The 19,777-nt window shown below is 42.7% G+C and carries 20 protein-coding genes; 4 read left to right on the top strand and 16 right to left on the bottom strand.

Annotation, left to right across the window (positions count from 1 at the left end; genetic code table 11):
* Positions 1-308 precede the first annotated feature (308 nt).
* On the bottom strand, positions 309-866 hold the full coding sequence (locus LAY57_RS31010) for a DUF2808 domain-containing protein (RefSeq protein ID WP_249071043.1): 558 nt from the start codon (positions 864-866) through the stop codon (positions 309-311).
* A gap of 188 nt (positions 867-1,054) precedes the next feature.
* Between LAY57_RS31010 and LAY57_RS31015 the strand changes: the two genes are divergently transcribed.
* Positions 1,055-1,558 carry a DUF4149 domain-containing protein gene (locus LAY57_RS31015; protein ID WP_249071044.1) on the top strand — a complete coding sequence of 168 codons (504 nt, stop codon included), beginning with the start codon at positions 1,055-1,057 and terminating at the stop codon, positions 1,556-1,558.
* Between the two features lie 68 nt (positions 1,559-1,626).
* Here LAY57_RS31015 and LAY57_RS31020 read toward each other — a convergent pair whose 3' ends face one another.
* The 4 genes from LAY57_RS31020 to LAY57_RS31035 all read right to left on the bottom strand — a co-directional run bounded on the left by LAY57_RS31020 (position 1,627) and on the right by LAY57_RS31035 (position 4,665).
* Entirely contained in the window at positions 1,627-1,917 is a 291-nt protein-coding gene (locus LAY57_RS31020) for a TMEM165/GDT1 family protein (protein ID WP_249071045.1), read from the bottom strand.
* 23 nt (positions 1,918-1,940) lie between these two features.
* Complete coding sequence (locus tag LAY57_RS31025; RefSeq protein ID WP_249071046.1) at positions 1,941-2,357, bottom strand: TMEM165/GDT1 family protein; 417 nt, start codon at positions 2,355-2,357, stop codon at positions 1,941-1,943.
* Between the two features lie 202 nt (positions 2,358-2,559).
* A complete protein-coding gene (locus tag LAY57_RS36345) occupies positions 2,560-4,044 on the bottom strand; it encodes a serine hydrolase (RefSeq protein WP_249071047.1) in 1,485 nt (494 codons plus the stop codon).
* Between the two features lie 267 nt (positions 4,045-4,311).
* The gene (locus LAY57_RS31035; RefSeq protein ID WP_249071048.1) at positions 4,312-4,665 is read right to left on the bottom strand and encodes a YkgJ family cysteine cluster protein; all 354 of its coding nucleotides are present in this window, start codon (positions 4,663-4,665) and stop codon (positions 4,312-4,314) included.
* 186 nt (positions 4,666-4,851) lie between these two features.
* Here LAY57_RS31035 and psb30 point away from each other — a divergent pair, with 186 nt between their 5' ends.
* Positions 4,852-4,992, top strand: coding sequence for a photosystem II reaction center protein Ycf12/Psb30 (psb30, locus tag LAY57_RS31040; RefSeq protein ID WP_249071049.1), 141 nt, complete (start codon positions 4,852-4,854; stop codon positions 4,990-4,992).
* Positions 4,993-5,031: 39 nt separating this feature from the next.
* Here psb30 and LAY57_RS31045 read toward each other — a convergent pair whose 3' ends face one another.
* The 7 genes from LAY57_RS31045 to LAY57_RS31075 form a co-directional block, all read right to left on the bottom strand.
* Positions 5,032-7,158, bottom strand: coding sequence for a single-stranded-DNA-specific exonuclease RecJ (locus LAY57_RS31045; RefSeq protein ID WP_249071050.1), 2,127 nt, complete (start codon positions 7,156-7,158; stop codon positions 5,032-5,034).
* Entirely contained in the window at positions 7,159-7,584 is a 426-nt protein-coding gene (locus tag LAY57_RS31050) for a hypothetical protein (RefSeq protein ID WP_249071051.1), read from the bottom strand.
* A 101-nt stretch (positions 7,585-7,685) separates the two neighbouring features.
* Complete coding sequence (locus LAY57_RS31055; RefSeq protein WP_249071052.1) at positions 7,686-8,111, bottom strand: hypothetical protein; 426 nt, start codon at positions 8,109-8,111, stop codon at positions 7,686-7,688.
* 289 nt (positions 8,112-8,400) lie between these two features.
* A complete protein-coding gene (locus tag LAY57_RS31060) occupies positions 8,401-11,988 on the bottom strand; it encodes a CHAT domain-containing protein (RefSeq protein WP_249071053.1) in 3,588 nt (1,195 codons plus the stop codon).
* Between the two features lie 245 nt (positions 11,989-12,233).
* A complete protein-coding gene (locus LAY57_RS31065; protein ID WP_249071054.1) occupies positions 12,234-12,590 on the bottom strand; it encodes a hypothetical protein in 357 nt (118 codons plus the stop codon).
* Between the two features lie 90 nt (positions 12,591-12,680).
* Entirely contained in the window at positions 12,681-13,208 is a 528-nt protein-coding gene (locus tag LAY57_RS31070; RefSeq protein WP_249071055.1) for a hypothetical protein, read from the bottom strand.
* Positions 13,209-13,316: 108 nt separating this feature from the next.
* The gene (locus LAY57_RS31075; protein ID WP_249071056.1) at positions 13,317-13,631 is read right to left on the bottom strand and encodes a hypothetical protein; all 315 of its coding nucleotides are present in this window, start codon (positions 13,629-13,631) and stop codon (positions 13,317-13,319) included.
* A 297-nt stretch (positions 13,632-13,928) separates the two neighbouring features.
* Between LAY57_RS31075 and LAY57_RS31080 the strand changes: the two genes are divergently transcribed.
* Positions 13,929-14,567, top strand: a complete 639-nt coding sequence (locus LAY57_RS31080; protein ID WP_249071057.1) for a hypothetical protein — start codon at positions 13,929-13,931, stop codon at positions 14,565-14,567.
* Positions 14,522-14,845: a hypothetical protein gene (locus tag LAY57_RS31085; RefSeq protein ID WP_249071058.1), complete on the top strand. Its 324-nt coding sequence runs from the start codon at positions 14,522-14,524 to the stop codon at positions 14,843-14,845. Before LAY57_RS31080 ends, LAY57_RS31085 begins: the two co-directional genes overlap by 46 nt.
* A gap of 124 nt (positions 14,846-14,969) precedes the next feature.
* On the opposite strand, the gene LAY57_RS31090 is transcribed toward LAY57_RS31085, so the two are convergent.
* The 4 genes from LAY57_RS31090 to sbcD all read right to left on the bottom strand — a co-directional run bounded on the left by LAY57_RS31090 (position 14,970) and on the right by sbcD (position 19,646).
* On the bottom strand, positions 14,970-16,430 hold the full coding sequence (locus tag LAY57_RS31090; RefSeq protein ID WP_249071059.1) for a catalase: 1,461 nt from the start codon (positions 16,428-16,430) through the stop codon (positions 14,970-14,972).
* Between the two features lie 151 nt (positions 16,431-16,581).
* The gene (gene darG, locus LAY57_RS31095) at positions 16,582-17,610 is read right to left on the bottom strand and encodes a type II toxin-antitoxin system antitoxin DNA ADP-ribosyl glycohydrolase DarG (protein WP_249071060.1); all 1,029 of its coding nucleotides are present in this window, start codon (positions 17,608-17,610) and stop codon (positions 16,582-16,584) included.
* Between the two features lies 1 nt (position 17,611).
* Positions 17,612-18,229, bottom strand: coding sequence for a DarT ssDNA thymidine ADP-ribosyltransferase family protein (locus tag LAY57_RS31100; protein ID WP_338022526.1), 618 nt, complete (start codon positions 18,227-18,229; stop codon positions 17,612-17,614).
* A 112-nt stretch (positions 18,230-18,341) separates the two neighbouring features.
* On the bottom strand, positions 18,342-19,646 hold the full coding sequence (gene sbcD, locus LAY57_RS31105) for an exonuclease subunit SbcD (protein WP_249071062.1): 1,305 nt from the start codon (positions 19,644-19,646) through the stop codon (positions 18,342-18,344).
* Between the last annotated feature and the right edge of the window lie 131 nt (positions 19,647-19,777).

Here is a 19,777-nt window from a genome sequence, read left to right on the forward strand (position 1 = left end):
TTTTCGGTGCTGGTGACCCACTCGCAGAACCGTGACCAGACGTTGGCGCTGGAGCGCTGTTGAATGGTGGTGGTCATGTGTTTATGATTGCTATGTATTTTTCGAGGTTCTGATGATGTTTCTATTATTAGCCAGTTTATTTCGGTTTGTAAAGGTGTTGTTGTTATAGTGTTTATGATAGGAGATATAAGTTTTGGTTATCATACTCTGGATTTAAGGACTAGCCCTCCTAATATCGTCTCCAGTTGCATCGTTAGTGTAAGAGTGATGCGGGAAATAGTTCAATAATCCAAAATCTGCCCAATACCTTAATGCCAACCAAAGTCTCGATTTTCGTAAAAGTGCAGGCGTCCGAAGCCGAGAAACTGACCGTGTGTCTTCTCACCGGCAGGAAAAGCGGTGACTCCAAATAAGTAGACACCGGCGTACCTGGGATTGCGGACAGGACTAAGCGCTATTGTTACCGTTTTGCCGGGAGGCACAGGCGGGTCAAATGTGAATGAGAGCGATCGCTTATTATCGCCTCCCACTGCTTCCAGTGCTATCCTTTGACCTTTATTCCGGCGCGTTCCTTCAAAAGCGCGGCTATCTTCTAGCTCGAATTCGATGTCGTCTATGCCCTCCTGCTGCGCGATCGCAACCCGTTCCAGCAGTTCTCCAGCATTTGGTGGTACGTTGAGAGTAAAATAGTAAGTCGAGCCCCACATATAAACGTCGTTGAAGGTGGTTGTTGCAGATACGAGGCTGGGAGGTTGAGCAAAGTAAACTGTGCCATCCGCCAGCCGAACAGCCGACGCCACTTCAGCGCCTGACAAAAGTCCTGTTGATATCGCTACTGTTGCTCGTAACCAAGTTGATATCCGCATCGTCCTGCACCAACATTAATCTGTAAGCAGAATCGCCTATCAGCTTATTCTCGATTTAATTAAGTTTTTAACAATTATTATTATAATTTTATTTAAGATATCTGACAGTACAGTCCTTAAAAATATTTCATATTTGTTGCAAGGAATATTGGTTAAGCTAAAAGTAATGCTTAAAGCAAGGAAATTATATGTCTGCTTTTTCTAGTCTTGAAGTAAAACGCCCCGTATGGCCAACGGTAGTCATCTTTACTTTGGCCTTTTGGTTGAGCGCCAGCCTGATGATGGATTTGGTAATTATGCCCGGTATGTATGCTTCGGGCATGATGACTCAAGCTGGATTTGCCACAGCGGGCTATATGATTTTCTGGGTTTTTAACCGCATTGAGTTGTTGTGTGCCGCGTTGGTATTAACTGGAGCTTTAGTTCTCGATCGCACTCACTTTACTACTGGCAACCAAAGCCGCAACGCAATTATCTTATCTTCCATACTTATAACGATCGCTCTGGTTTGTACCTATTTCTTGAGTCCAGAAATGAGCGCGTTGGGACTAAATCTCAATCTTTTCGAGCCAGTTGCCGAGGTGCCTGGGAAAATGAATCTGCTTCACGAAGGCTATTGGGCTCTTGAAGTTCTTAAGCTAGTGGCTGGTGGTGCGATTCTCAGCCTGTGGTATCAAGCGAATAGGAACTAAAAAAAGTCAAAAGTCAAAAGTCAAAAGAAGAAATATTTCTTCTTTTGACTTTTTGGTTTACCCAGTCTCTAATCTTCGGGCAAATCGCCTTCGGGCCAGAGCAAACGCACTGCCATCAGGGCAAATCCGATCGCAGCGATCGCCTTCACCAAACGTACAGGCAACAACACAGATGCCCCTTCCCCCGCCAATACGCCCAAGAAGCTAGTCAGTAGTAGCGCCCCTGCACTTCCCAAAAACACCGCACGGGGAAATTTGGAACTGCCACTGAGAGCGATCGCAGCTAATTGGCTTTTGTCTCCTAACTCCGACAAAAACACGGTAATAAAACTTAATCCCACCAAATGCCAGTCGAACATATCTATATTTAGATTTTAGAAGTCTAGTAATGGGTTATTTCCCACAGCAGTTGGACGGCGATGAATAGCAAACTGACACCAGCTGCGGTTTTGAGCATTTGAGGAGATACCCGATTGGCTAACCACCGGCCCAGCAGACATCCCAACAAGCTTGTCGCCACAAGTGCTGAAGACGCTCCAGCAAAAACAAGCCAGGGAGACTGGGATTCAGCACTCATTAGCAAAGTCGCTACCTGGGTTTTGTCTCCCATTTCCGATAAGAAGATCGTCAAAAAAGTGGAGCCGAAGACGGCTAATGCTCCCTGACGTAGTTTTTTGACCGCTTTTTCGCCGTCGGTCGAGTCTTTCTGCTTTGGCTCAATTACAGGTTGCAGCGTGCTAAGGCTTAGATTAACTGACTCAACAGCAGATAAGTTTGGAGGTGCAGAGGATAGTTTCACAGGCACTTTGGCTAACTAACTCTATTTTTTCATATTTTTCTCATTTTATCTGCAAGTTTGCATGAAACTCTCAGATACAGGACTTACGCAATATTTCTTGTTTCGCCCCCTTGCCCCCCAAATCTGGGGGGCAAGGGGGGCTAGACTGATGGAAAGAGAAAAAATACCCTATTCCTCATTCCCAAGCCCGATCGCAAGAAAACTATTGGTTTGAACTAGAAGCAGTCAAGCTCTCAAAAACAGTGCGCGACATCTGAGGAAAGATACCCCAGTTGTTGGCCCAGGCCCGATCGCTTCCCAATACAGTCAAAATGTATGCAGTTTGACCATCTCTAGTTTTCACAAAAGCAACCTCGTGTCGCGAAGTAGAAGTCCAGCCAGCTTTGGAGGCAAAGTCAATAGTATCCGGTGGCAAAGATTCACCAAGAAAACCTTTTACAGGGTTAAATCCACCTATAGTGGCCGAATCTACATCCCAAGCTGCCGGATGTAAATCCCTAGCTAGCCAATGAATCATTTTTCGGCTAGATTCTGGCGAAACAGACTTGCCAGTAACAATCTCATACATCAGTCTGGCACCCTGCTCGCTGCTAATTTTATTCTGCATAGGCTCTTCTGGATCTTTCCACATTTGGAACTCTCTACCCTGGGGTTTTGACATTTTCAAGTAGCCAATAGGGTAAGTTTTTTGGTTGAGAATGATGCCTTCATACCCAGCTTTTTGGAAAAAATCATTGAGTTGCTGACGCTTTTTCAACCAATATTCATACTCTTCATTTTTTAATGAAGGCCCTGATTTGGCGTCACTCATTACGTCAATAATACGACTGGCCGCATCATTAGAAGACTGTTGAATCATTTTATACAGATCGCCGGAGAAGGCTGTTTCATCTGGAAAGATACCTCCTTCTGACAGTGCGTATAGATACACCATCCAAAACATTTTGATGACACTGGCTGGATATCTCAATTCCTGTTGTTGATATCCAGCAATTTCACCTGTGTTGACGTTAATCAGGGTGATTGATAAATCATGTGTGGGCAAATTTTTCTCAGCCGCCATCTTCACAAGTTCATCAACAATGTCCTGCAAATTTTGGCTTGGCTTCAGGTCTGGAGGCGTATTTACGTTGTATACTATTTCTACATTTTCTGGCCTCTGGACAGATAAACTTGCTAGCGTTGCTGCCCCAGCAGAAGATGGAACTTCTGGAGGCACTAAAGGCGAGTCGGGCAGTTGTAGAACCTTGGCAGAGGCTTGGGGAGATGGCTGCTGTGGGGGTGGGGTCGGGCGATATAGCAGTCGCACCGCTATTAATCCTATAAGGAAAGGGATTGCCACCAGTGTTAGGATTACGCCAGCCAATCGCAGCTTATATACTAAAGCTTTGCTGCGACGTTTGGGAATTAGCCTTTTGGTGCGATCGGTTACCTCTTGGGGAGAGGATTTAGCTCGGCGTCGTCTTCTCCGGCGGCTTGGTTCTTCTTCTGGTACAAGAGGAAAATCTCTTACCAAAAGTGTAGGTTGCTGGCTTTGGCGCGTCTGTAACAGGGCAAACTGTTTTTGCAGTTCAGTATTGTTCTGCTGCAACCGCTTGATAAATCGATTTGCGCGACTGAGTTTTGCCTCAAGCTCAGCAATCCTTTCGTAAGAATTCTTCGATTGGCTCGGTTGTCGCTGTCTCACTCCTACACCTTTTTCCTGAAATAGCTTGGTCTGTATTATCTTAGATTGCGGGCTATTTTAGAAAAAAACTGTTCAAGAGGGACTATGGGCCGCTATGCGGAAGTCAAAAGTCAAAAGTCAAAAGTCAAAAATCCTTTGAGTGTCAGGCATTTAACTATTTTTGAGCTACTGCTGGGTTATTTCTGCCGCGCTGCACTCTTAGGCTAGGAGCTAGGGGAGAAGGGGAGAAGTCGGGGCATTTCAAATCTAAAATCTAAAATCTAAAATCTAAAATTCCCCGACTTCTCGGTTAAATCGGATCATTTCCAGGCTACGATCGCCATAAACACCCTCTATCTGCTCAAGGCAACAGTCGATCGCAAAATCGTTTAACTCTTCCGGCTCAATGCCGTACATATCCTGGAACACCTCTGACTCCACCCGACAAAAGCGAGGACGGTTTGGATAAATTCGGCATTCGCGAGTCAAGCGATCGAAATTCACGCACCATCCCCCTTCTCCCACCATACTCAGATATAGCTCCAATTCCTCTGGGGACAAGTACTCTGGCAAGTCGGGACGCTCAGCCGGATCTAGATGACAGCACGCTCCACACTGCTTCACACAACGCCAAGTTGCCATTGTTCAACCCCCGCCCTAAAATTCTCCCGCCTTTTGAGCTTAGCGATTTTTCAGCAGACGGGTTGGCTTCACTTTTATTTATATTTTTTTATACTTTTGTTAACTTAATTAAAAAAGGATGCCGATCGCCAGGTAATATAGAGGGCGGATTTTATATCTCCATGTTGGGTTAGTTCGGGAGGAAAAATGGATTTTCTATCTGGGATTTTAGATCCTATTACCAGCCTCAACTGGGAAGTCATTGCACAGCTAACTATGCTGGGATTGATCGTGGTTGCTGGGCCGGTAGTAGTCTTGGTGCTGGCAAGTCGCGGCGGCGACCTGTAGAAGCAAGGACGACAAGGGGAGCGCAAGGGCGTCATCCCCTTAAAGTCTTTTTTTGGCGGTATCCAAAGCTAGGAGCGCTGCCTGAACCAGGTTAAAATAAGGCGGTTGTGAGATATCAATCTCACTCGCTTCTTCCCTGTTTTTTCCCAATAGACCAGTTTTTTGTCCGGGTTCGATCGCCAAGACTTTTCCTTCGGGATTCCGAATTCTTAATTCTTGCAAAGAATCTTTGAGAAAGAAGCCACAGGTGTAGCGGCGCTGGTTGTGGTAAAATTCGGCTTTGACTGGATCGGTAACCGATCGGTTCTCTGCTGGTATCGATTCTCGGACTCCCAATAGTTCCATTTCCACTATTTTGTTGCCGTTAAAGTTATTTTCGCGCAGCCGGTAGGCTATATCGACTCGCAATGGTAGGGGAAAGTAATCGCGCCATCGCCATGCGATCGCTTTGAGAGTTTTGAGTTTTGATTTTTGAGTTTTGAATTGGAAATTTGGGGATAGTTCCGAGACAGGTTTCTCCTCTGCTCCTGTGTCTTGACTTAAAGTAAGTTTGATGTGACCTTTGCCGACAATTTGCTGTTCGATCGCTCGGACGTTTGATGTCCAAAACACGGGTGCTATATTTTCGATACCGCAGGGATGAAGAGCGTCGATTTGCTTGTATAAGTTGTAATCGATTTGATTAAAGTCGGCTTTGACATCAATTTTCAGCAGCGGTTTGAGGTGTTGTGGTTCAAGACACTGACGAGCGAAAGTGCTAAGACGCGATCGCAATTCTGATAAATTCTTAGCTGGCAGCGAAAATCCCCCCGCCGCCTTGTGTCCGCCAAATTTCAAGAGCAAATCGGCACAGAATTGTAACCCGTCAAAAACATTGAATTCTGGTATTCCCCGTGCTGAACCGCGAATATGTTCCTCATCCTCATAAGTACCGATAAACACCGGCACACCGTACCGTTCCAGTAGGCGAGAAGCAACAATTCCGATCACGCCGTGGTGCCAGTTCGGTTGAACAACAACTAAAACACGGTCTTGCTGTAAGTTTATCTGACTTTGTTCGCACCAGGCAATTGCTTCTTGTTCAATTTCTTCACAAAGTTGCTGGCGATGCTTGTTGATTTGTTCGCATTGCATCGCTCGTTCCAACGCCAATCCCATATCATCTGTAGTGAGCAAATCGATGATAATTTGAGGGTCGGCAATTCGCCCTACAGCATTAATCCGAGGCCCAAGTCGAAAGCCAATATCTTCCGGCTTCAAAGATTTTTGATTTTGGATGTTAGATTTTGAATTAAGGTGTTGGGAATTGGCGATCGCTGAAGTGCTATCGCTTCCCAGATCTACACCTGCCATTTGGATTAATGCTTGTACTCCTGCTAGCTGAGATTCGGGTAGCAATTGCAAGCCGCGTTTTACCCAGCGTCGGTTAACGCCAGTCAGGGGTGCTAAATCTGCGATCGTTCCCAGTGTAAATAACTCCAGCAGCGGTTTCACCAATCCTTTGGCTTTGCCAAGCTGCTGAGCTAGAGAAACTGCCAAAATATAGGCAACCCCTACTCCAGCCAGACTGCGATAAGGTGAAGATTCTGGAATCAGTTTGGGATTGAGAATGGCGTCAGCTGGTGGTAGCTGTGGGGGGATGTCGTGGTGATCGGTAACGATCACTTTAACACCCAACTGCCGAGCGCGATCGATCGGGTCATAAGCAGAAATACCGTTGTCTACTGTTAAAATCAGCCTGACATCTTCTGCGTGGAATTCTTCTACAATTCGTTTATTAATGCCGTAGCCTTCGCTCATGCGGCTGGGAATGGCGTGATCGACTGAAGCACCTAACCAGCGAAGACTACGCAACAACAAAGCCGTGCTGGTCATTCCATCAGCATCATAGTCGCCGCAGATCGCAATTTTATCTTGATTTGCGATCGCTTTTTCCAACAACTCCAAACTCTTTGCCAAGTCTGGAAATTCCTCTAGCGGCGATGGTAAAAATTGCGACTCCGGATCTAAAAACGCTTGTACCTCTTGGGCAGTCTCAATGCCTCGGTTAAGCAGCACCTGCGCCAACAAAGGTGACAAATGAGTTTCACTCGCCACCTGTTGCGCTTTTTCTGCCAATTCTGGATATATTTCCCATCGCTGGTTTGGTAATCGCCGATTTTGCATTTAAAAAATCAATACATTTCCAGGAATTTCCGTATCATAAATCGCACGGTCATCATCGTAGTAACGACTCGGATACAGGTCTAGTAACACAGTTTGTGCATTTGGTTTGACAATTTTACCTTGCAGTGCTATTTCCTGCTGATTTGTCCAATATAGAACCGAAAGACCGTGTTCCCCATTTCTAAGCTTGAACTTTAATTTCCGCTTTTCTCTGGGCTGCATAGTAATTTGGTCAGTGTAGGAGGGTATTTCTACTTGAATCGCCTTGGATGTGCGATTTTTTACCTCTAAAACGATCGGTTTTTCTGGCTGTAGTGCCTTCCCAGTCTTCAGAAATTTTGGGCCAGCCAGTGCTGTACTAAATATTACAACTGGCGCGAGGAGAAGCGTCGTTGCTAGCAATAGAGAATGTCGAAGTTTAGGCATATCAGACACTGCCAAAATTTGTTTTAGATTTAATCCTAAAACGTTATATTATATTGAAATTACAGTTTATCTGATTATTCAGACAAAAAATTCAGATTTTCTTAAAAGACCGTCACGCGACCGTCATTGAGAATGTAGATAGTGCGATCGCCAGGAGGACGCCCACCCGGACGCAACTCAATCCGCAGCGTATCGTCGTTAGGTTTGGAAACCCTCGTCAGCAGCGGCAGTGCAGTCGCATCCCAAAACACCACCGACATATTGGGTTCCGTTCCAGTCCACCTCTGAAATCTCACCTCCTGTCCCGGTCGCAAAGGAAATGCGTCAGTACCCTGCACCTTCTCCAAAAGAACGATGCTGGCTGTGCGGTTAACAACCTCTACATTTACCAGTTGTCCCGGTACAAACCCAAGTGGCGGCGGCGGACACTTAGAAGCGCAAGTTCCAGCTATTGCTGGGTGAAGGCTTTGGGTGCAGTTAAGGAGAAGGGAAATTGCCACTAAAGTTGCAGGTAATAGTTTAGACATAAAATATGCAGTCAGTTTAGCTGGTGATTCAGCCTAACAGAATTTTAAGCGAAATTTTCTTTACAGCCGCTTGTGAGTGGGTAAGAGGTAAATTGTAGGGGCGGGTTTTGCCATGATTCTAGTCGGTTAGCCAAAAATTATTTCCCAAACCCGCCCCTACTTTCGCGTCAGGTCGAAAATTATTTTAATCAGGACTTACGCAAAGCCTCTATCTGTAGGGTGTGTTAGCGATAGCGTAACGCACCATCCACCATATTTAGCGTCCCTGCGTAAGTCCTGTTAATGTATTTTACCGCAAACCAGAACAAGTAAAACCTGCCCAATACATAAGATGAGAAAAGGGGTATTCTTCAGAGCAAAGAGATGTCAGTCTGTTATTAGCATTTTTGATTTTCGTAACAATCTTAAATCGCTTTGCCCACTCTTGCTGCCATTCTAAATAATCTGGGGAATTTTTGGGATATTTCATCATTTCGTTTTGTGCTTCTTTAAAAGTAGCTTCAGCTTGAGGTAATTTTTCGTCCAACATTTTAGCCAAATTTTGCTTGTAGCGAGACTCAAAATTTTTGCCCGTAAGATTACGCAGTTCTTGTTGTGCTTTTTGTAAAGCAGCAGGGCGGCTCATTCCTTGTTTTCGATACTGATAATAAAGGATACAAAAGATCGCAGTTGCTAATTCATCTACTGACCAAAGGGTACTAATAACGCTTCTAGCACCCGCACATAAAAACCCAAACCCAATAGTTAAGATATCGTCCGTAATATGGGGGTTTCCTAAATTCGTTTCGCAGCAAGAGAGGAACACTTCTAAAAGGTCAGGAACTCGCCAGTTTGGGGTTAATAATTCCCCTAATGTTAGTGTTTCACCATGAGCTAAGAGTAATATTGAGCTTAACGGTTGTTCAAGGTTGGATGCAGCATGATGGCTGGAATGCAGCACTTGAACTTTATCCTGTTTAACTAATTGACGATAGTTATCTTTCGTAGCTTGGCGGCTTCCTTTTAAGCGCAATTTATCAGGAATTTTATACAATTTTGCAATTTCTTCACATTCAAAACTAACACAGGGTAAGTCATCGGTTGCATCTTCTACTGTACCGTATAGTAGAGACGTTTCATGAAACGTCTCTACAGAGGGGCGTTTTTTGCAAAAGTCTAAAACTTGGCAACTAGGAGCATAGCGAATGAGAAATTTATCGCCTAAATATTTATTTTCTCCAATGGGTAAAGCGGCAAAAGGGATCAGGTGCAGGTAGATGTGAGGGACTAATATCAGTTCTTCAATTCCCTGTAAATGTTCATTAATTAGTTGAGTGAGTTGTAAACGTTGGGCAAGTTCTTTGAGAAAATCGCTGATATTATTTTTCCATGTTGAATTGTCATCTTTATAAACAGATAGCCAGTTTTCACCAATCCATGCTTGCAGGTTTTCAATACCTTGTCCCGTGCAGGTGTGCAACTGAATTCCGGTTTCTCGCAAGACAAAGATATAGGTATTCTCGCTAGTTGTATAGAAACTGAGGAGCGCAGTTTTAGAGTCATCAATTAGTTTTAGTTGTTTTATATCCTCAAATTTAGGGATGCTGACTTGTTTTTGTGCAGCTAGTACAAAGTCTGACTCGCGTAGTTGTTCCCAAATTTTTTGTTTTTCTATTTCTAAGCGTTCAATGTCTTCTGGATTGTTGGTAGCTATGGCAGCTTGTGTGCTTGAATTTGAGTCTCTCTCCATCTGTTTGTGGTTTTGGTTGTAGATATTATCAATTTCCCCTTGTTTGGCTTCGTATTGATCGTTTAACTTCTTAACATCTGGCGGTATATTTCCATTTTGGTAATGATTAGTTGCCATCAAATCTACGAGGCGTTTTCCGCGAGAACGTTCGGCATATTCAAAGGCTTTTTCTAGCTGTCCGTTATTAATGTAGGCTTCTACTATTCCTGAATAAATGTCGATGTCTTCCTTGAGAATTTCTACCCTACGAAATTCAGCAGTTGCCCAACCGCGAGTTTTTTCTAGTGCCTCTATTGCTTGGCTGTAAGCTTTAATAGCGATAGACCACTGCTTAACCTCAAAAGCAGTTTTTCCTAGACTTCTTCCATTTATGATACAGTGCTGAGGAAATGCAGTAGGAGTTAAGATTTCCGAGGCTAACTGAAAAGACTCTATTGATTGTGGAATTTGTTGGAGTTTTTGGTAACAAAGTCCCAGAGCATTGTGAGCCATTGCCCAGTTTCGTGGGTAAGCTTCACGGGTACAAACCTGTAAAACCTCCTGTAATAGAGAAATTGCGGTTTCAAAGTTTTCTGATTTCCAGTAAGCTTTTGCCAGCATAGTTTGATAATCTGCCCACTTTTCTGGCGTAATTTCCCGATTACAAAACTTTAAAGAATTTTGAAAGCAGGCGATCGCTTTTTGCAAATTCTCATCCTGATTAGCTGATGCAATAGTTAGATAAGCCCTGCCCAGATTGTATTGAACCCGTGTCCAATCTTCTGGTAGATTATCTGGTGTATAGATCCGCAAAGCTTCCTGATAAGCTTCGATAGCTAATTCAATATTATTTTCCCGATCACCAAAGATACTATCAAGGTAAGCATTCCCCAAGCTTTTTTGGGTTGCAGCCCAATCTAAAGGATAATTATTATAAGTACGAACCAGTAAGGCTTCTTGATGATGTTTAACTGCTTTTTCCTGATTTTCAGCAGGATCTCCTTGAGTACGTTCGTTATAAGCATTTCCTAAATTATAATGACAATACCCCCATTGCAGAGAATCAACTTGTTGAGTGAAACCTTTCAAAGCTTTCTCATAACAATTGATTGCTTTCTCGCAAATTTCTGCCCAGGCTTCGTAATCTTCTCCAACTGTTCGTAGATCGTCATAAGCACGACCCAAATTGTATTGGAGCATAGCCCATTGTTTTGGTTCAGAATTGCGGGTATGAACCTCTAAAGCATCTTGAAAACAGGTGATCGCTTGTTCGAGATTTTCCTGTAGAGAATCACTTTGTATCCATCGCCCCGACGCACCTGTAAGTCTGGCAATCTCTGCTAAAGAAACTCCTCTCAACCGACGTTGATAAATTAAATCCTTAGTTTCCTTTGGTATTTGTTGATTTTGGCTATTATTATTGTTAGATTTAAGGCGAAATGCGTAGGCTACTCCTAGATTAGTTTGGATATATGCCCATTGACTTGGAAAAGCCTGGCGGGTATAGAATTGCAGACAGTTTTGATAACAAGTAATTGCTTTTTCTATATTCTCTTCCCAGTCGCCCCGAAGACGATTACGATAAGCGAGTCCTAAAGTTTGTTGAGCCATTGCCCATGATTTTATCCGGGAATTTTGAGTATAGACGGATGAGGCAATTTCATAGCCAGCGATCGCAATCTCTAAATTACTACCTTTATCCCCTTTCGGAAACTCCCGCATCAAGTCGCTGAAGAGATCTATAGTTAACGCTAGGCTTAAAGCTTGATCTGATTCTGTCGTTAATAGCCTATCATTAGCCCAATATGTCAACACCTCAGCAAAGTCGTCATTTAATTTGTCTAAGTTTGCTTCTAAAATTGGGTAGACAACTGTCGCCCGCATTTCACGCGGACTCTCTTGAGTTGCCGGCAATACTTGGTATAGAAAAGGAAGAACTTGTTTACTGGTAACTAATATTTTAACCCTGGGTATAATCAGAATATATAACAGTGCGAATTTCTCGATCTCTCCTTGTTTTGCTAAATGTACCGCGATCTCTTCCATTGTCTCCACCAAGTCATAGTCCAGTACCTCTGGAGATGCTTCCAAAATATTGAGACTGTAGGCAGGAGAATCGAGTAGGAAATCAATCAGATTAAGATAAGCTCTGCGGCGTTGTTCATTCATTATCAATTTTTCCTTTATCTCAAACCAGAAATTTCTTCCGTCCAATTTTCAATAACTAGACCCGGAACTAAAGAAAAATCACGCTTGTTGCGAGTCACCATGACTCCATAATCACCGTGATAGCCAAGTTGGGAAAGACTTGCTCCGCTCTATATCTTACAGCTTTATTGCCTTGGAGTAGGAGGGAAACATGATCGGTATCAACTATCCAAATTGTCATGATTTATCTTAATAAAATTTCTTAACTAACCTTCTGCAATTTCATCATCATTAGCAAAACGCTCGTTTCTAAGACTTTCAGCAATCTCAGCAAAATCTGGATCGTCCTGAAAAACGCCGGCAAATTTTACCCAAGGATTCTCTGGTTGTTTAGGGATTTGCCATTCAATTTCTACTGGAATAATCTCTAGCTTTTCCATGCGGGTATGCAAGAGTTTTTTCAATTCTTCTATTGCCTTTTCTGGCGTGGGTGCTTCCACTTGGCAGTTAGGGAGTTCCAAAAACGATGCGCTTATTTGTGTTTGATTAGAACGATCGAGCAAAATATGAAACTTCAGGGGAACCGACTGAGATACTGTTCCTGGTGACACATTACTAACCATAAAGTCCTCTTGGCTATCAAATTTTCTACAATTATAACAGATAATCAAGGCTATGACTCCTATCATTATCTTTATTTAATAAACAACCTTTTATTCAGCCTCTCCCCAAATTTCAGCTAATTTTTTCGCCAATTTAATTGCCAATTCCAATAATTCAATTGTATCAGCAATATCGTCTGAATCTCTCTTTGTCTCTCCAGTCGCCACATTGCCAACTAAAATATCTACCACCACATTTGGGGACAATTCAGGGTAAGCTGCATTCAATTGAGCCACAATTTCCGATATAGCGCGATTTTTCAGTTTTTCCCGCACTCGCACCGCCACCAGATCATCACTTTCTAAAAATGCGATTCCTACTGCTATGGGATCGTTATTAGGTACAACCTGCAAATCTAGTAAATTAACAGTATTTTCGCTAGAAGTAACACCTATCTCTCGCACTGCTAAAATTGGGATTCCCAAGACTTCAGTTAACTCACCTGATTGAAACAAAGATTCAATTTCTCTAAAACCATCCTCAGAACCTTCAAACAATATTTTAATACTTCCAGATTCTATTTTATTGATTGTCAGCGAAGCGTCTGGCTCTTTCGGAGTTGCTATGCTTTTGTTCACCTAAGAACATTTTTATTTCTTTTCGCCTCTCCCACTCGCCGCCTCTCCCCCTCTCCCCCTCTCCCCCTCTACTCAAATAGCATAGTAAGTACGGAAGAGCCTTTTTTCTTAGGTTGCTTTGGGTCTATTGTCTATTATTGACTGACCATTTCCAATCAATTCAGGCATATAGTTAGCAAACAGAGCAATCAATTTCCCTAACTTGCGTTCTCCCGATCGCGGATCATCTAGATCATGTTGCACAGTGTCAATTTTAAAGTCTTTGTAAAGTTGCCTTTTGTGTTGGCTAAAAGCAGCTTCACTCGGAATATTAGCATCAATCATAATTTTTTCGCGGTTATGACCTTTTAAAAGTCCTAAAAGTACAATTTTTCGCTGTTGGGGTAGGCTTTCAAATGTTTCTCTAACTTGGTTTGGTGTCATAATAAACGCTGGTAAAGCAGAAACAATTATTTAAAAGTTGTAACTGAGAAAATCTCAGTCTAAAAAATTTTAAGCTTACTAATTTATGAGAGAAATGACTGGTTAACTAGGAAATGTAAGCGAACAAACCTCGCTTCCGAACCTTGAAAAATCAATAACTGACAGTCAGAGGCTAACAAACAGTTCGTCTAGTGGATAAATTTCTCTGCTTACTTTAGCACAGAAAAGTCCGCCCCGACCAGCTTTCGTTACCTTGACTGACTCAAGGCGAACGTTCATTAACCTAAAGGACATTATATGTCAGAACAAAGCACAGTCAAGACAATTGCTATTACTTCTGGTAACTTGGCGAAAGCACTAGAAGCAGCCATCACTATCAGTCCAAAATTAAGTTTAAACGACTTGATTTTTGTCCTATTTGGTGCAAGTGGAAACTTAGCCAGCCTAAAAATATTTCCGGCGCTTTACCAATCGTACAAAGAGAAAAAGCTGCCTGCCAACTTTACTATCTTAGCGGTAGATCGCCACGAAAATATTACCTCTGGCTCATTGCGTGCCTTGGTACGGCAGGATCTCCTCGATAAAGGAGAAGCAGAATCAAAAGAAATGGAAGCGTTTCTCCTCTGCATTATTTATTACCCTTTCAATCTAGAAACAGGTAATTACCAAAGCCTGAAAACACAGATCTCTGTGTTAGAGTCTGAACGGGAAGTATCTCCTAACCGAACCATCATCTACTTCCTATCCCTGCTTCCCTGGTTATTTGAAACCACAATTCAAGGATTAGGTGCAGCCGGGTTATTAGCCGATCCAAATGCACGGTTAGCTGTCGAAAAACCCTTTGGTAATTCTCTGACATCTGCCAAAGCATTAAACACTCTGAGTTGGTATTGCGATTACAGCCTGATGAAGCAATTTCATTATCGTGGAATCTGAAAGTACCCGGTCAAGCAAATAACCGCCAAAAATCCCTCTATTTTTTGTATAATGGAAAAGGAGGTTTTGAAGTAAATATTCCTGAAGCATACCAAACTTTGATTGAGCGGATGATTGAAGGCGATCGCACTTTATTCACCCGTGCAGATGAGGTAGAATCTCAATGGGAAGTCGTCACGCCTTTGCTGAATGATTGGCAGTCTAGTATCGAAAATAACGGGCATTTTTCAGATATTTATCAGTACCCGTTAAAGAGCGACGGCCCTCTGCTGCCTTAAACATTTTGCAAGCAGGTCACATCTGGCATAATCTGTAGCAGCGTCTCTACTGTTCATCAAAAAATCTTAACGCCGATCCGAAAAATCAAGCATCTCTAAAATTGACTTTTCGGATCGGCAATTCCTAGCTTAAAACTTCCTGAATGTCAATTCCAAGACCTTGGGCGACGCGAGTCCCGTAATCAGGATCTGCCTGATAAAAATGAGGAATTTGTCGCAATTGAATCTCCCGCTTGGCATCCTTTATATGAGTAACAAGATTGTCTACAAGACGCGCTTTTTCCTCTTCTTTTAGGACACGATATAAATTGCCAGCTTGCACAAAATCGTCATCGTCGTGTTTAAATGGAGTGCGATCGATCGTTCCAGAAACCTCAACGGGAGGCTCTTTGTATTCCGGCACTTCCTTCGGGCCACCAAAACTGTTAGGCTCATAATTAACTGCGCTACCGCCGTTATCGTCAAAGCGCATCAAACCATCCCGCTGATAGTTGATCGCTTGGCGTGCGTGGGGACAATTGATGGGCAAATTCGCATAGTTTGCTCCCAAACGATAGCGCTGAGCATCTGGATATGAAAATAGACGAGCTTGCAGCATTTTATCTGGCGAGAAGCTGATTCCGGGAACTATATTAGATGGTGAGAAAGCAGCTTGTTCAACATCTGCAAAGTAATTTTCGGGATTGCGATCGAGTACAAAACGACCGATGAGAATGCGCGGATAATCTTTTTGCGGCCAAACTTTTGTCAGATCGAAGGGATTGAAGCGATAGGTAGCAGCTTCTTTTTCTGGCATAATTTGAATGTAGACCTTCCAGGCAGGGGGGTTGCCAGATGCGATCGCATTAAACAAATCCCGCGTTGCGTGATCCGCATCTTCTCCCGAAATCTTGGCAGCTTCCTCTCTAGTAAAATTCTCCACTCCCTGTTCGGTTAAAAAGTGATACTTTACCCAAAAAGCCTTGCCTTCCGCATTGATCCACTTATATGTATGGCTACCATAACCGTTCATGTTGCGATACGATTTGGGCGTGCCCCGATCTGAATATAAAATAGTAACTTGGTGGATAGTTTCTGGAGAAAGCGAGAAAAAGTCCCAGACTGCATTCGCATCTTTGCAATTCGTCTGCGGATTGCGCTTTTGGCTGTGGATTAAATCGGGAAACTTCAGCGGATCGCGAACAAAAAAGGTCGGTGTATTATTCCCCACGATGTCATAATTCCCGTCCTCCGTGTAGAACTTCAACGCAAAACCTCGCGGGTCACGCGCCGCATCTGCCGAACCTTTTTCGCCGCCAACAGTGGAGAAACGAGCAAAAATCGGCGTTTGTTTACCAACAGTATTTAGAAACTTCGCCGTAGTCCATTGCGTGACATCCGCCGTCACCTCAAAATAACCGTGTGCGCCTGCACCTTTGGCGTGAACGACTCGTTCGGGAATGCGTTCTCGATTAAAGTGAGCGAGTTTTTCTAACAAGTAGAAGTCCTGAAGCAAAACAGGGCCATTACTTCCGGCTGTCAGGGAGTTTTGGTTGTCGGAAACTGGAATACCGAAACTTGTGGTCAGTTGTGGATTTTCGGTCACGTTTACCTCACAGATAGTGTTGTGTTTTGCATTTGCATAGTTTGTCTTGGCACATTGCGCCTGGACAAAGCTAGATGCTGGCGCTTTACCTTATTGTCGCCAGTTTACCCTTTAAGGCGTAAAAAAGGCAGTGTCATCTATATAAATTTTTTTAAACCCTACCCTTTATTAAGGAATAAAAGCCCATTAAATTGATCTCAATTATGCCATTTTTGACTAAAAAGCTGATGGCATTTAAAATTTCAGCTTCGGAAAATTTATTTGCTTTCTCTTCAGACCAATTTTTTATTTCTATCACAATGGCTTCTGCTGTTAGTTCTACCTCAGACTCTAAAACAGAAGAAACTGTTGCGATCAGCTCTAATTCTTTATCAGAATTTACTTGATTTACTAGCTTAGTAGCTAATTCTATAGAACTGCTTAAGCTTTTAATCTTCTGTTCTATAGATTTGCTAACTATTATAGTTTTAGCAAGCTTTAAACCTTCTTCTGTATTAACTTTATAAAATTCTTGAAATTGCTTTACTTCTCTAGAAAGTATGTCAATAGAATGTGCGTATGGCCCATATTTATGCTTGAAAAACTTGAAATACTCTTTTCCAAAAAATATATTTAAAAAATAAGCTGTTTTTTGTAATCGCAGTTTGTTGAATTTAGATAAATTCAACTTAATCATCATTAAAATTAAGTGGGAAGAGTTTAGTTTTGGAGCCTCTGTTGTCTGGGCTTCAAAATATTTTGATGGCTCGTAAATAAAAATTTCTATAAATTTTGAAAATGGCTCCAAGTATTCAATTACAATCGGCTTAACATCAGTCCAATTTAGGCCACCATTTCCACAACCTAACGGTGGAATAGCAATAGACTTTATTTTTAGTGAAGATATTAACGTAACTAATTCTGAAAGACCCTTATGAATATAATCAATCTTAGATTTTTCTCGCCATTTGTTTTTTGTGGGAAAATTAATAATTAATTTTTCTGCTTCTCGACAATAATGTATTGTGCCTATTTTGAGAGAGCCATTTTTACACGCTTTAACATATTCCCGGTTATTTTCCGGAAATTTTAACTTAAATTGATAGGCAATACCCTTACCCATATAACCTTCGCAGTTTACTGTATTGACTAAGCATTCTGCGTTAGATTCCAAAATATCGCCAGCAACAAATTGAAACATACTATTTACCTATGAACATATTTTTCTCCGCATTTACATAGAATCGGAGTTGATCAAATACATTTTGCCTATGATCTTCCACATAAGCTTTAGCTTCTTCGCTTCTAACCCAAATAGCATGGAAATCTTGGGGTTCTATTTTGTTTTGCGATAAGCATTCGGCCATACAGATATTCTTACAATTTTGATCTGAGTAATCTCTGCGATCCATTGTTTCCCAGTCTATTTTTTCCATACCGTCGGAGTAATCATATAAAATTAAAGGGCTCATTGAGAGAGGGTGTTTAGGAATAATCTTAAAGTTGTTTTTTTGGGCGAACGTTCTCTGTATAGAAATATACATAAACTCCTCATTTGGGTAAGATTTTTGAACTTTTCCATCAAACGGATTTTTAGCGAAAAAGTGAAATGGAATATAGATAGTCAAGTTGTTCGCTCTCCTAAAACTAATTATTTCAGCATCGGCTACATCATGGAAGGATACATCATCATCCAAATTATCAAGGTCATTGCGTGCCAATAATCCATTATCCAGGATAGATCCTAAGTTATCTATGGAGGTCAAGTGGTACAGAAGCTTTTGATTCTTGATGGACATATTTCTAATCAATATAATCATTTTAGCACGATTAAGTACAAATGTACTATAATAGCGCTGGGTATAGTCTATACGTCACCTGTTCCTATTTTCACCAGTTTTGGCACTTTTTGCTGTAATGCCGCCAAAATGACTAAAGTAAACGCAGCTGACCATCTGCATTTGCCAACGGGATCTGACTTCCTTTCTCAACTCCAGACGCCTCTAACCACGCTTCTTTATCTCCATCTAGCAAACTTTGGGCCACTTCCATCATGGCAGTGGCAATATCTTTGAGGTCATCCCTATTATCTAAGTAAGTTCTCAGTGCTTCCAAGGGGTCGGTGTTGGCACTGGAACCAAGTTCGGGTACGCGAGGACGAGCTAATTGACTGACTAATTCTGGTTGAATAGTGTAGGTGTGGGCTATAGTTAAAGCTTGATGCAGAGATGCTGTATCGATTTGGTCTAGTTGTTCGGAACGCAGTTTGTAAATTAGCCGGACTACGGCATCTTCAATATTCTTTTTGGCAATAGCTTTAAGTATGGCAGCTTGCGGGTCATCTGATTTAGAGACATCTACTTCTAGAGTACAAAATGACCTCACTGGAAGCGGACAAAATTCCCACTGGGGATTGCCTTTTTCCAGTTTAATCAGCACATAGCCTTTGTCTTCTTTTTCTTCGCTGAAATCTACGCGCTCAATGCTGCCTGGGTAGATAACTGGAGGGTCGTTGGATGGGTTGAGGTTTTGGTGTTTGTGGACGTGACCCAAGGCTACATAATCATAGCAGGGGCGGGTCAGTAAAGATAGGGGAATGGTAAATCCTTTGCCGACTGCGAGGTAGCGTTCTGCTCCTAATGTAGCGCGATCGGCCATTAAGTGAGCCAGCAGTACGGTGGGGATTTGGGGATCTAAGCGGCGAATTTCCCCTTCTAATGCTGGTTCTAAGCGCTTAGTCAACAAGTCGTTTACTTCAGCTAAGCAAAGTCCTTCGGTTTCGGGACGAGTCAGCAGTCCAGAACGGGTCAGCCAGGGAAGAGTAACGATTTGGACAGGCCCATTACGGGTTTCGATGCGATGGGTTTCGATGCGATCGCCTACCAAAAACCCAGGTACTCCCAGTGTACGATATATACCTAGACTCGCTCCGCCCTGGCCTTGAGAATGTTGGTCGTGGTTCCCCACCAACAACACGGTGGGGATGTCAGCATCGACCAAGCGGCGAAACTCGCTGGCAAAAGCTTGCTTCACATACGGCGGCGGCGTCGCATCGGGAAAAGCATCGCCACCAAATAAAACTAAATCTACGGGTTCTTCAATGGCTCGGTCAATACATCGCGATAGGGTATTGACAAAATCTTCCAGTCGTGTATTTAAACCTGTGTCTGGATTAATTCGTCCGTGGGAAAACCCACTTCCCATGTGGATATCGGATAGATGAAGGATTTTAATCATTTTAGTCAGTTGTCATTAGTCAGTTGTCAATTGTCAGTTGTCAATTGTCAAATCACCACTGACCACTGACCACTGACCACTGACCACTGACCACTGACCACTGACCACTGACCACTGACCACTGACCACTG

The organism is Argonema antarcticum A004/B2, from assembly GCF_023333585.1.
Lineage (GTDB): Bacteria > Cyanobacteriota > Cyanobacteriia > Cyanobacteriales > Aerosakkonemataceae > Argonema > Argonema antarcticum.